Source organism: Mycobacterium sp. shizuoka-1 (assembly GCF_002723835.1).
In the GTDB taxonomy this organism is placed as follows: domain Bacteria; phylum Actinomycetota; class Actinomycetes; order Mycobacteriales; family Mycobacteriaceae; genus Mycobacterium.
The window spans coordinates 1-12,023 of the sequence record NZ_BEWG01000089.1 but is presented as its reverse complement, the minus strand read 5'-3'; the positions used below and the strand labels follow the sequence as shown (position 1 = coordinate 12,023).

Annotated in this window: 13 protein-coding genes; 5 read left to right on the top strand and 8 right to left on the bottom strand. The window is 70.9% G+C overall.

Annotated elements, in window-relative coordinates:
- The first annotated feature begins 139 nt into the window (after window positions 1-139).
- A complete protein-coding gene (locus tag MSZK_RS23610; RefSeq protein ID WP_099250974.1) occupies window positions 140-1,459 on the top strand; it encodes a hypothetical protein in 1,320 nt (439 codons plus the stop codon).
- Window positions 1,456-2,583, top strand: a complete 1,128-nt coding sequence (locus tag MSZK_RS23605) for a hypothetical protein (protein ID WP_099250973.1) — start codon at window positions 1,456-1,458, stop codon at window positions 2,581-2,583. The genes MSZK_RS23610 and MSZK_RS23605 overlap by 4 nt, the downstream gene beginning before the upstream one ends.
- Window positions 2,584-2,694: 111 nt before the next feature.
- On the opposite strand, the gene speB is transcribed toward MSZK_RS23605, so the two are convergent.
- Window positions 2,695-3,693 carry an agmatinase gene (speB, locus tag MSZK_RS23600; protein ID WP_099250977.1) on the bottom strand — a complete coding sequence of 333 codons (999 nt, stop codon included), beginning with the start codon at window positions 3,691-3,693 and terminating at the stop codon, window positions 2,695-2,697.
- A gap of 173 nt (window positions 3,694-3,866) precedes the next feature.
- Here speB and MSZK_RS23595 point away from each other — a divergent pair, with 173 nt between their 5' ends.
- Window positions 3,867-4,265: a nuclear transport factor 2 family protein gene (locus MSZK_RS23595; protein ID WP_099250972.1), complete on the top strand. Its 399-nt coding sequence runs from the start codon at window positions 3,867-3,869 to the stop codon at window positions 4,263-4,265.
- 4 nt (window positions 4,266-4,269) lie between these two features.
- Here the strand turns inward: MSZK_RS23595 and MSZK_RS23590 are convergent, their stop codons facing one another.
- The 3 genes from MSZK_RS23590 to yaaA form a co-directional block, all read right to left on the bottom strand.
- Window positions 4,270-5,394: a GGDEF domain-containing protein gene (locus MSZK_RS23590; RefSeq protein WP_158230638.1), complete on the bottom strand. Its 1,125-nt coding sequence runs from the start codon at window positions 5,392-5,394 to the stop codon at window positions 4,270-4,272.
- Between the two features lie 148 nt (window positions 5,395-5,542).
- The gene (locus MSZK_RS23585) at window positions 5,543-6,145 is read right to left on the bottom strand and encodes a class I SAM-dependent methyltransferase (protein WP_099250970.1); all 603 of its coding nucleotides are present in this window, start codon (window positions 6,143-6,145) and stop codon (window positions 5,543-5,545) included.
- Between the two features lie 19 nt (window positions 6,146-6,164).
- On the bottom strand, window positions 6,165-6,911 hold the full coding sequence (yaaA, locus tag MSZK_RS23580) for a peroxide stress protein YaaA (RefSeq protein WP_099250969.1): 747 nt from the start codon (window positions 6,909-6,911) through the stop codon (window positions 6,165-6,167).
- A 72-nt stretch (window positions 6,912-6,983) separates the two neighbouring features.
- On the opposite strand from yaaA, the gene MSZK_RS23575 reads away from it, so the two are divergent.
- A complete protein-coding gene (locus MSZK_RS23575; RefSeq protein WP_142389991.1) occupies window positions 6,984-8,306 on the top strand; it encodes a sensor domain-containing diguanylate cyclase in 1,323 nt (440 codons plus the stop codon).
- A gap of 11 nt (window positions 8,307-8,317) precedes the next feature.
- Here MSZK_RS23575 and MSZK_RS23570 read toward each other — a convergent pair whose 3' ends face one another.
- Genes MSZK_RS23570 through MSZK_RS23560 form a run of 3 tightly spaced genes read right to left on the bottom strand, consistent with a single transcriptional unit; the run spans window position 8,318 to window position 10,688 of the window.
- Complete coding sequence (locus MSZK_RS23570; RefSeq protein ID WP_099250967.1) at window positions 8,318-9,454, bottom strand: alkaline phosphatase family protein; 1,137 nt, start codon at window positions 9,452-9,454, stop codon at window positions 8,318-8,320.
- Window positions 9,455-9,504: 50 nt separating this feature from the next.
- Window positions 9,505-10,287, bottom strand: coding sequence for a molybdate ABC transporter substrate-binding protein (modA, locus tag MSZK_RS23565; RefSeq protein ID WP_099250966.1), 783 nt, complete (start codon window positions 10,285-10,287; stop codon window positions 9,505-9,507).
- Entirely contained in the window at window positions 10,284-10,688 is a 405-nt protein-coding gene (locus MSZK_RS23560) for a molybdopterin-binding protein (RefSeq protein ID WP_099250965.1), read from the bottom strand. Before MSZK_RS23560 ends, modA begins: the two co-directional genes overlap by 4 nt.
- A gap of 117 nt (window positions 10,689-10,805) precedes the next feature.
- On the opposite strand from MSZK_RS23560, the gene MSZK_RS23555 reads away from it, so the two are divergent.
- Window positions 10,806-11,594 carry a CDP-diacylglycerol diphosphatase gene (locus MSZK_RS23555; protein WP_233211480.1) on the top strand — a complete coding sequence of 263 codons (789 nt, stop codon included), beginning with the start codon at window positions 10,806-10,808 and terminating at the stop codon, window positions 11,592-11,594.
- Between the two features lie 15 nt (window positions 11,595-11,609).
- On the opposite strand, the gene MSZK_RS23550 is transcribed toward MSZK_RS23555, so the two are convergent.
- On the bottom strand, window positions 11,610-12,023 hold a 414-nt coding region (locus MSZK_RS23550; protein ID WP_199203454.1), incomplete at its 5' end, for a hypothetical protein.

The following is a 12,023-nucleotide window of genomic DNA, read 5'->3' as shown; positions in this document are numbered from 1 at the left end:
CGGCCGCGACGATGATCGAGGCGAGTGCGATGGCAGAGACGACGGCGATGGCGCCCAGGAGTGCATCAGACATGGCCAGCAGCGTGCCGACCGTCACCGGCTACCGAACCCAACTTCGCGCTGCCCTTATCCTGTCCCGATGAGCGCCGGCTCGGACACGGTCGCCGCCGTCGGCATGTCGCAGCCGCGGCGGGCGGTGATCGACCGCGCGTGGCGGGCGGTCGGACCGGGTGTGGACGTCCTCAGCGGTGACGACGGCGGCCCGTTGCGCCGCACGGTCAAACGCATCATCGACCCGCTGGTGCTGCGGCTGCGCAGCAACCCGGCTTATTCGGCTCCGTTCGTCGACGGTGACGTGGCCGAGGAGATGGCGGACCTGATCTCGGCCCATGCCGACCGGTTGCGGTCGACCGCCGCGTGGTTCGACCTGATGAAACTCGAGCGTCGCCGGCTGCGCATCACCACCGGCAACGCCCAGGACCTTTATTTCCCAGTCTGTTTCGAGCTCGCCGTCACCCACGGCGCCCCCGACGGTGGCGGGGCGCAGACGGCGGCGGCGGCGCTGCGGGCGGTGCACGACGATCGCGACCGCACCGCCGTGGAGGTGCTCAACCAGCATGTGGCCGCACCGCAGGTGTTGGCCCGGCTGTCGGCCCAATTGCAGCACAGCTGGGCCGATGTCCGCGCCGACGACAGCATCAGCGGCCCGTTCCTGGCCGGCTTGACCACGGTGCTGGGCCCGGCACAGGGGCATCGCGCCACGACAGCCCGGCAGCGGGTGTGGTCCGCGCTGATCGCCGACGCGACCCCGCACAACCTGGGTGCCCGGGCCCGGGTCGATCCGTCGGCGCTGCCCTGGTCGATCCTCGACCTGGGCCTGACGTCCACGTTGCCGCTGTCCCCGCCGCCGCTGACCGGCGGATCGGACCGAGACCGGCCGCTGGACCGCAGCGTGGTGGACCGCGTCCGCGCGACGCTGCGCCGCGCACTGGATCGCGACGAGCTTCCCGACGTACCGCTGTTGTGCGCCGAAGAGGTCGACCGCGCCTGTGCGCCGTGGGGTTTCCTCGGCGAGGACAAGCAGGCCGCATTGGTCGCCGGAATCGAGGTGGCCGGTGGACTGGCCCCGCTCGACGAACACGCGGTGAGCCCCTATCAGGTGGCGGCGACGATTCAGGCCCGGTTGCGCAAGGAGGCCTATGTGCTGCACGCGCGGCGGGTGCTGGCCGGCGCCGAGCCGGTCCATCCGCGTCAGCGCCAGGTCATCGAGGACCTGGCCGCTTTTGGGCGGCCGTACCTGAGCCGACTGTGGGCCCGGTTGCACGGCCGCGACGTCTGGCAGGAGCCCTGTGACGATGTCGACGACCTGCGCGCGCTGCTGGAAGGGGTCGCCCGGTCGGTGAGCCTCGACCACCGCCAGCGGATCAAGGCGATGCTGGAAGTCCAGGTGACGCCATGAGATTGGTGGCCGAGTCCGGACTGTGGCGCATCGGGCCACCGGTTGCCGCACCGCCGCTGGCCGCGGTCCTCGAGGTCGACGGCGCGGTGCTGGCATGGACGGTCGACGAACCCCGGCAGGCCCAGGCCCAGATCACCCTGATCGATCCCGGCCGCGCTGACTGGCTGTGGCGGGTGGTCGGCGCCGCCGGGCACCGCGCGGTGGCCGCGGCCGCCGAGAATGCAGCGGATCCCGCTGCGGCGGTGGACCTTTCCGGTGTCGAGGTGCTGCCGGCGGCGTTGGACGGGTTGCACCGACTGGCCGTCGGGCATTGGTTGCGCCGGTGGTGGCCGGCCAGTGTCCGCGACGGCATCGCGGGGCTGGACCCGGCGCTGCTGGACGCCGAGATCGCCTTGCTGACGGCAGCCGCCCAGGACTTCGTCGGGGTGGACAGCCTGGATGCCGACATCGGCGGGCAGCTCGGCCCGCACGCCGCCGCCCTCACCGAGCACCTGCTGCTGGGTGACCCGCGGGCAGTGGATCTGGTGGTCAGGTGTGTCGAGCTGGCCGCCGAGGTCGGCGTCGACGCGCCGGGGTGGCCGCAGTTGATCGATTCCGTCGACGAGTTGGCGCAGCCGCCGGCGCCGGGGCACCGCGACGACTATGCGCTCGCCGCCGGCTCGGATGCCGCACCTGCACCGGCCGGACCGATCGCCCGGGGGGTGACGTCACTGGCCTGGTCCGGGGTTCCGGGTGGGGTGTTCGACGCGGCGGAGGACACCGTCAGCTGGGCCGTGGCCGCCGACGGCGACCGGGTCGGCGCGGTGGTGCATGTCGCGGTGATCGGACCCGGTTCACCGGCCGGCATCCCGGTGGCGCTGCGCTGCAACGGGTTTGCCGCTGCCGGTGCGCTGGACGGCGCCGGCCGGGCGACGATCGAGCTGCTCGATGCGGCCGACCAGCCGGTGTCCGCCGCGGCGGCATGGGATCAGGATTGGTCGGCGGCGGCCGTCACGGTGGGGGTCGAGGTCACCGAATCGGCCGAGACCCGGGCTCGGATCCGGCGGTTCGCCCGCCTGCGGCTGGCCGAGCCGGGACCCGATGCCTATCTGGCCGAGATCCTGGCCGCCGAGTCGGACTACTAGACCCCGGCGGGCAGGAGCGCAGCGACCCGGGGGGTGGGATCCGGCGGGCAGGAGCGCAGCGACCCGGGGAATGAGACCCGGCGGGCAGGAGCGCAGCGACCCGGGAGTGAACTACGTGGCCAGCGGCGACGGCGGCCCCGGCTTGGCGTTGGCCGCGTCGCGGCGGCGGGCCGCCATCCCGGCCAGCGCCTCGAACACCACCCGGTGTGCGGCGTTCACGGTCAGCTCCGCGTGGTCGTAGGCCGGGGCGACCTCGACGACGTCGACACCGGCGACATCGTGCTCGTAACACAGCTGCCGGACCATGCGCAGCAGGTCCGCGCTGGTGATCCCGCCCGGCTCGGGGGTTCCGGTGCCGGGTGCGTGGGCCGGGTCGAGCACGTCGATGTCGACCGAGACATAAAGTTTGTCGGCCTTGGCCAGGGCTTCGCCGACCGCGCGGCGCATCACTTCCTTGAAGCCCAGATCCCAGATCTCCTGCATGGTGTGCCAGACCATGCCTTGTTCCTGCATCCACTCGAAGGTGTCCTGCGGCGGCCAGTAGCCGCGCAGGCCGACCTGCACGAAATGGGTTCCGGGCACGGCGCCGGACTCGATCAGCCGCCGCATCGGCGTGCCGTGGCTGGCCAGGTTGCCGTCGATGATGTCGGCGGTGTCGGCGTGCGCGTCGAAGTGCACGATGCCGACATTGCCGTAGCCGTGCACGTCGGCGACCGCGGTGGCCGCCGGCCAGGTGATCGAATGGTCACCGCCAAGGATCACCGGCACGATGCCGCGCGAGGCGATGGTGTGTACGCGTTCGCGGATGTTGGCGTGCGACTGTTCGGTCAGGCCGTGCGGGCACCAGGCGTCGCCGAAGTCCACCACCTCGAGCCAGTCGAAGATCTCCAGGCCCAGATCCATGTGATAGGTGCCTGGCTCGTAGGCGGTGGACCGGATGGCGCGCGGGCCGAAGCGGGCGCCGGGGCGGTTGGTGGTGGCCACGTCGAACGGCGCGCCGACGATCGCGACGTCGGGCTGCCAGGAGTCCAGCTGCTCGGGTTCGGTGAGGAAGGGCCGGTTGCCGAACGAGGCGACACCCGCATAGGGCAGATCCAACTGCTCGGCCATGCCGGGCGGCAGTTCGCGGTTGGGTTTGTGGTCATGACCGGCACTCATTGCGCAGACATTACCGCCGCGGCACGGCCGGCGCGGATCACATCCGTGCGGCGGGGCAGTCGGTCGCGTTAGCCTCGAATCCCGAGCTGGGACAAACCAGGACGCGCCACGACAGGAGTGCAGCGGTGGGCGAACCGACCGAGCGGGCGACGATCGCGCGGGCCTTCGCCCAGCATCGATTCGACGAAGCGCTGCCGCACCTGGCCCGCGATGTGCAGTGGACGATCGTCGGTTACTCGGTGCTCGAGGGTGCCGACGCGGTCGCCGCGACCTGTCGCGAGACGGCCGGCGGTCTGGCCGCGGCGGTCGCCACCTGGGACCGGTGCCTGACCGTCGAACAGGACGACACCGTCGTGGTCGAGGTGCTGGGTCGTTACCAGCGCCCCGACGGGGTGACCATCGTCTCGAGCTGTCACCTCTGCCGATTCGCCGGTGCCGAGATCGCCGCGATCACGTCGTATGGCGTCGAGATCGACCCGGAATCGGTGGGTGCACCCGCCGACGTGCGCCGGGCTGAGCGCTGAGCCCTTACAGCAGCGGGGTGTCGTAGCCGTCCGTCTCGTCGTCGGAGATGCTCAGGTTCGGGCGCACCACATAGCGGGCCTGATTGCCCCCGGCCCGGCGGGCCTCGTACATCGCCGTGGTGGCCAGCGCGACGATCTCGTCGAGAATCTCGTGCGGCGGATGCTCGACGAGGGGTTGCAGCGGTGTGCTGACCACCCCGATGCTGGCCGTCATCCCGGACGGCGTCGCCGCGATGGCGCCACGGATCCGCTCGATCAGCGGGGACGAGTCCGGCGTGGTGAAGCAGTCGGCGACGAAGAATTCGGCGTCGCCGACGTGGCCCACGATCGCGTCGCGGCGCACCGTTTCCCGCAGCGCCTGGCCGGCGGCGATCCGGGCGCGGTTGCCGCCGCGGTTGCCCGCGACGGACACCATGGCGGCGAAGCTGTCGATGTTGACCACGGCGATCACCAGGTAGCGGTCGTCGTCGCGGTTGCGGGAGGCCAGCAGCGTTGCGGTCTGCAGATAGAACGCGTCGCGGTTGAGCAGTCCGGTCAGCGGCTCGACGGCGTCGGCGCCGTCCTCGGCGCCGGTCAGCCATACCACCAGCCGGCAGGAGAATGCGGCGAACACGTACAGCAGCAGCACGAGCGCCACCCCGGCCAGCGTGAGCACGAGATCGTTCTCGGCCATCCGCACGGCGAGGTAGATCAGGGTGGTCACCGCGACGGCCAGCACCGAGGCCAGCAACCGCGGACCGTGGAACAGCGCGGTGTAGCCGATGATCAAGGCGAAGGCCGTGGAGCCGAGCAATCCGTAGAGCGGCATCACCGGAGCCAGGGTTCCGATCGGCACCGCAACCGTCGCGATCCCGACCAGCACACCCGATTCGGTCCGGGTGGGCCAGCGGTGCCGCAGCCAGATGAAGGTCGACGCGAAGCAGGAGATGGCGACCGGGATGAGCAGCAGCCGGCTACCCGGCCACCGCAGGTCGGCCGAACTGCCGATCGTCGATACCGCGACGATTCCCAGCGTGAAGACGCTCCCGGCGATCACCCGCGAGGTGTAGGTCTGCGCGCCCTTGGCCGCCAGCAACGCCGTCAACGTGTAGTACTGGTTCGCGGGACGAGCGGCGAACGCCGATCGCATCAACCCCAACCCTCCCCGATCCAACTGATTCCGTGGGCCCGCCAGCAACGATCTCGAACTCGATCTACCGGCACCGGATACCGAGCCTAGCGAACGCTTTCTGCACTGGCCACCCCCGGTTTTCCTACGATTTTCGTCGGCGACAGTTTCACCGGCTTGGCGAAGTGTCCAACCGGTGCACCGACACCGCATAGTCACCGTCGCAGAATGGGGTCCGCTCCCAGGTCGCCCAGCGTGCCACCGGGACCAGACCGGCGTGGGCGGCGGCCTCGTCGTACTGCGGCAGCGTGAACCGGTCCGCCCGCACCGAGAACCCGGCGACCAGCAGCCCTCCCGAGGTCAGCCGGTCGGCCAGCTGGGTCAACACCCGCGCTTCGGTGCCCGGTTCCAGGAAGATCATGACGTTGCCGGCCAGCAGGATCAGGTCGACGGGATCGATGCCGGTCGATGCCAGGTCGGCGAGGTCGGCCTCGATCCAGCGCAGGTGCGGCGCCTTGGCACGGGCCGCGGCCAGCATGTCGGCGTCGGCGTCGACGCCCACCACCGGCACGCCGCGGCGGTCCAGTTCGATGGCCACCCGGCCGGTGCCGCAGCCGGCGTCCAGAACCGACGTGCCGCCCGACTCGCGCAGCAGGTGTTCAACCAGATCGGCCTCGCCGTGGATGTTCTGGCCGGCGTCGGCCAGTGTTTTCCAGCGGGCGTCGTAGTCCTCGCCGCGCGGCGCGGTCGACTTCTGCCAGCGGGTGCTCATCGCACCATCCTGACACCGGTCATGCCGCGACGATGACGGTCAGCTCGTTGCCGGTCCGCTCGACGCGCATGCCCGCCCGGCGGGCCACCGCGGCGACCGCAGCCGCGTCGCCGGGTTCGGCGCGGGTCGTCGCCAGCGCTCGGGCCAACCGGCCCTTGTGGGCTTTGTTGAAGTGCGTGACGACGGTTCGCCGGCCGTCGGGATGCTCGGCCAGGACGTCGACGCGCACCGCGCCTGCCACCTTGCCCAGTGCGGCATAGGAACCCGAGCGCAGGTCCACCACCAGCTCGGCGGCGGCCAGCTCGGCCAGCACCGGCTCCAGGACGGGACGCCATCGTGCGGCCAGAGTCGCGCGCTCGGGCAGCTTGGCCGAGGCAGACAGCCGGTAGGCCGGTATCGGGTCGTCGGCCCGCAGCAGACCGAACAGGGCGGAACCGATCGCCAGCCGCGCGCGGGCTCGGGCGGCGCCGGCCCCCCGCAGCGAGGCCACGTCCAGCGCGTCGTAGAGCACCCCGGTGTAGCGCTCGATCGCGGGCAGGGTGGGCGAGGTCAGCAGCGCGCCGTTGCGTTCGATCTCGGCATCCTGCGCCGGGGAGATCCCCAGCGCCCGACGGCACGCCTCGGGCTGGGCGGCCAGTGCGACGAGTTCGTCGACCAGCTCTCGGCGCACGGCGCCCAGGGCGGGGCTGCTCAGCGCATCCAGCCGCAACGGCTGGCCGTCGCCGCCGCTGCGCTTGGTCTCCGACGGCGGAAGCACAACGATCACGACCCAAGACGGTAGCAACCGCCGAGCCTTTGCCCAGGTGAGGACGGCACGGTACCTTTGGCGTTCAGTGTCTTGAGACAGCAGGACATAACTCATTCGCAGCGCAGCGAGCTGGGGGACACGTTGGTGGGCTACGACGGATCACCCAGTGCTGCCGAAGAACTGCGACGCCTGCGGCTGCTGATCGATCGGCTGCCCGCGATGATCGGCTACTGGGACACCGACCTCCGCAATGTCGTCGCCAACGACGCGTACTTCAGATACTTCGGCCGGACCCCCGGTGACATCCGCGGCCTGCCCATGCGGGAGATCGTCGGCGAGAGCGTGTTCGAGCGCGTCGGCCCGTACGCCGAGAAGGCCCTACAGGGCCATCCGCAGCGCTTCGAATCCACCCTGACCGATCCGGAGGGGATGCTGCGGCATTTCGAGACCTCGTACGTGCCCGACATCGTCGACGGCGAAGTGCGGGGCTTCTTCGTGCAATCCAATGACGTGACCGCGCGGGTGCAGGCGGAGAGATCCCGCGACGAGGCGTTGCGATTCTTTCAGCTCAGCACGGACAACGCGCCGTTCGGGAAGGCCGTGGTGACCACGACCGGGGAGATGTTGCTGGTCAACCCGGCGCTCTGTGCGCTGGTCGGGTACCGCCCCGACGAAGTCGTCGGCCGTGACTACCGCGGATTCGTCCACCCCGACGACGTGGCCGCCGGGGACGAGGAGATGGGCGCCCTGCTGTCGGGTGCTGTCGCGCAGATCAACTCCGAACGCCGCTACATCCGCCGTGACGGGACCACGATCTGGATGCAGCGCAGCGCCGTGTTGGTGCCCGGCACCGAGCCGGGCGCGCCGGACGTGGTGATCGCGCAGTTCCAGGACGTCACCGCCCGCAGGCTGGCCGAGGCGGAACTGGCCCGGCTGGCGGTCACCGACCAGCTCACCGGTCTCTACAACCGCCGGGCGCTGGTCCAGCAGATCGCCGAACACCGTCGCACGGACGGGCCGGCGGCTCCGGTCGGGCTGATCTTCATCGACGTGGACGGTTTCAAGCTGGTCAACGACATTCACGGCCACGCCGCCGGCGACACCGTGCTGGCCGAAGTCGCACACCGGATGAATGAGGCTGTGCCCGAACCGAATTCGGTGTATCGCTTGGGCGGTGACGAATTCGTGGTGCTGGTCCTCGATGCGGATTCCGACGCGGCGGTGGCCGACCTCGCCGCGGCGGTCTCCTGGGCGGCAACCGGGCGTTACACCGTTGAGGCCGACCACGTCGACCTCACCGCGTCCGTCGGCTGGACCTGGGGTCACGAGGGCGACGTCGAGGACCTGATCCGCAAGGCCGACGTCGACATGTACCGGCACAAGGCCCGGCGGCGCGAGTCCACCGCCGGCTGACCGGCCGCCGCTCAGCGGTGGGCGACCAGCAGCGGCACCCGCTGCTCGGCGGTGGTCAGCGAACCGTGCTGGCCGATCAGGGAAGACTCCATCGGCTCGGCTGTGCGCCGCACCAGCGCGGCCGCCCCGCGGGCGGCGGCCACCACGTCGCCGATGCGTGAGCGGACCCGGTCGGCGACCGGGCCGAACCAGCCGGCGGCGATCGCCTCGTCGCGGGAGGCCACCCAGGCGTGCTCGGCCAGTGCCTCCCGCCAGGCGGCCAGCACATCGCCGGCGGCACCGTCGCGCGCGTAGACATGACGCGCGCGCACCTCGCCGCCGACGGCGATCACGCCGTCCAGGAGGGGCGCGGTGGCGTCGATGTCCACGGTGTCGGCGGGATCGACGGCCACCATCCCGTGGTCGGCCACCACGGCGAGCAGACCACCGGCAGGCAACCCGTCGACGATGGATTCCACCAGCCGGTCGACCTGGCGCAACTGCATCCGCCAGGCCGGCGAACCCGGGCCGTGGAGATGACCCAGCAGATCGAGATCCGCGTGGTAGCCGTAACAGAAGCCGCCGCCGGCGACGGCGTCGTGGATGTGGGCGGCGAGGTCACCGAGGCTGTACACGCCGAGGTAGCGGCCACCGCGCAGCACCGCCCGGGTCAGGCCCGAACCGGTGAACTCCGCGCCCGAGATCACGCTGACCCCGATGCCTGCCGTGGCCGCGCGTTCGAACGTGGTGGGCACCGGCTGCACGTCCTCGGGCACCGCGCGCTCGCGCAGATCGTCACCCCACGGATGGGGCCGCCACCGCAGCGCGTTGATCACCCCGACGTCGGGCAACCGAAACGAGTAGCCGACCATGCCGTGACCACCCGAGGCCAAGCCGGTCCCGACCGCGGCCAGCCCGGCCGCGGTGGTGGACGGGAAGCCCACCTGCAGGGTGCGCCCGCGCAGCCCGGCCAGCACCGGGGCGTCGTCGGCATAGGTGTCCAGCAGCTCGGCGCCCAGGCCGTCGATGAGCAGGACGCAGGCCCCGGCGATGGTCTCGGGCAGACCGATGCGCGGCGCGAACCCGTCGACGCCCATCGCCGCCAGCACCGAGGGCACCACGTCGGCCAGATGCGGGGTGTCGGTGTCGGCGGGGCGCGGCAGGTCCACGCGTCGAGCCTGCCACAGCGACGCGGGTCGCGGGCCCGCCGGCCGTCGGGTCAGGGAGTGCCGAAACCGGCCTTTGCCAGGATCTGCTGACCCGTCGGCCCGGTCACCAGATCGACGAATGCGTTTGCCAGAGAGGAGTTTCCGGATTGCTTGAGGACGGCGATCGGGTAGGTGTTGACCGCCGCTGCGGCCTCCGGGAACGTCACCGTGCTGACCTTGTCACCGGCTCCCGCGGCGTCGGTGACGTACACCAGACCGGCGTCGGCCTGGCCGCTGGTCACTTTGTTGAGCACGTCGGTGACCGAGGATTCCTCGCTCACCGGACTAAGCGTCACCCCGGTCTTGGTCTCGACGGTCTGCGCCGCCGATCCGCACGGCACCTGCGGTGCGCACACCACGACGTCGAGGCCCGGCTTGGCGAGGTCGCCGAACGTGTTGATGCCCTTGGGGTTTCCGGGGGCGACGACAATCGTCAAGGTATTGGTGGCGAAGTTGGCCGGCGAGCCGGCCAGCAGTCCCGCGGTGGCCGCCTTGTCCATGTTCTTGGTGTCGGCAGAGGCGAAGACATCGGCCTGGGCACCCTGGGTGAGCTGGGTGACCAAATCGGAGGAACCGGCGAACGAGAACTCCACCGACGCGCCGGGGTGGTCCTTGCCGAACCGATCGCCGATGTCGGTGAACGTCTTCTTCAGCGAGGCCGCGGCGAACACCGTGAGCTTCTGCGGCCCCGCCGACGGTGCCGGGCCCGACGACGGCTGCGGCGAAGAACCACAGCCCGCGGTCACGATGACGAGCAGGGCGGCGCCCAGCGCCGGCAGCAGCCGTCGGGTCACGATCCTCCTGCCGTTTCGACGATGACCGTGGTGGCCTTGACGACGGCTACCGCAACGCTGCCCGGTTCGAGGTGAAGGTCCCGCACGGCGTCGGCGCTCATCAGCGAGACGACGGTGAAGGGGCCGCACTGCATCTCGACCTGCGCCATCACGGTGTCGGTGACGACCTTGGTGACCAGCCCGGCGAACCGGTTGCGCGCTGAGCTGGCCACGGCCAGCGGGTCCTTCGGGGCCGTGGCGGCGTTCTTGGTGGCGTAGCCGGCCAGCGCGGCGCCGTCGACGGTCTTGCGGCCGGACTGGTCGCTGCCGGTCGGCAGGTCGCCGTCGTCGATCCAGCGGCGGATCGTGTCGTCACTGACGCCGAGCAGATCGGCGGCTTCCCGGACTCGCAGCATCGGCACGACCGAATCGTAGCCAATCTGACCCGCATATGCGGCTACTAGAATCCCTTTTCTCCGCATATGCGGACTAGTACTGTCGACCGTTGCCGGGTCGCCACACAGCCGTAGGGTGTCGCCGTGCGATACCTGCGCGGCTGCGCACCGCTGGCGGCGGCCCTGATGCTCGGCCTGACGGGGCCGGCCACCGCCACCGCCGACCCGGACGCCTTGTGGCGGATCGTCCACGACGGATGCGTGGTCGACGAGACACAGCACCACGATCCGGCGCCATGTTCGCGGGTGGACCTCACCGGCGGCGAATCCGCCGGTTACGTGGTGTTCAAGGATCAGGTGGGGGAGCGCCAGTACCTGGTGATGCCGACCGCTCGCATCGCCGGGATGGAAAGCCCCGAGCTGCTGGATCCCGGCACCACGAACTACTTCGCGGCAGCCTGGCAGGCCCGGGCATTCGTCGAGCAGCGCGCCGGCGGAACGATCCCGCGCGACTGGATGAGTCTGGCGGTCAACTCGGCGGCGTCGCGAACCCAGAACCAGCTGCACATCCACCTCGACTGCCTACGCGCCGATGTCCATGACGCGCTGCGGTCGGTCGCCGGGGCGATCGGGCCGGTGTGGGCACCCGTGGGAGTGCCACTGTCCGGCCGGAGCTATTGGGCGATCGCCGTCGACGGCCCCGACCTGGTGGCCAATCCGTTCATCGTGCTCGCCGACGGCCTGCCGGGGGCACGCACCGAGATGGGGCTCTACACGCTGGTCGTGGTCGGCACCACGGCTGCCGACGGCCGTCCGGGGTTCGTCATCCTGGCCGACCGCGCGGACGCCGCCGGCGGCGCTGCGGGCGAGGAATTGCAGGACCACGACACGTGTCCGGCCCCGGTGCCGCCGACACCGGCGACCGCCAAATAGCGGCGCCGGGCCCGATCAGTACGGCGGCAGCTGACCGTTGCCGGACTGCCCGGCCAGCCCGTTGAGCTGGTCGAGGTAGTGGCGCAGCTGAAGTTGCGACATCAGCGGTCCCGGGGTGGCCGGGGGCTGGGCATCGGTCAGCGTCCATGGCTGGCAGCCGTCGGTCTTGAACGTGGCGTCACCCGGATCGATCTGCTGGACCTGCGGTTTCTTGGTCAGCCCGTTGTCCAGGTTGGTCTGGCCATCGGGTCCGCCGACCCGCTTCCAGTAGCAGACGCCGCCCTCGACCGGGCCCGCCGTGGCGTAGGTGCCCGGAACGATGTCGACGCCCACCTTGTAGGTGCCGTCGGTGTCCATCGAGGTCTTCGGCGGGCCGCCGGCCGGGGCCGGCGTCGGCGTGGCCGGGGAGGTCGGGGCATCGGACGAGGT

Coding starts and splice junctions, on each gene's coding strand:
- MSZK_RS23610 (WP_099250974.1), top strand. CDS start 140: ATGAGCGCCGGCTCGGACACGGTCGCCGCCGTCGGCATGTCGCAGCCG.
- MSZK_RS23605 (WP_099250973.1), top strand. CDS start 1,456: ATGAGATTGGTGGCCGAGTCCGGACTGTGGCGCATCGGGCCACCGGTT.
- speB (WP_099250977.1), bottom strand. CDS start 3,693: ATGGCCGAGCAGTTGGATCTGCCCTATGCGGGTGTCGCCTCGTTCGGC.
- MSZK_RS23590 (WP_158230638.1), bottom strand. CDS start 5,394: ATGCGATCGGCGTTCGCCGCTCGTCCCGCGAACCAGTACTACACGTTG.
- MSZK_RS23585 (WP_099250970.1), bottom strand. CDS start 6,145: ATGAGCACCCGCTGGCAGAAGTCGACCGCGCCGCGCGGCGAGGACTAC.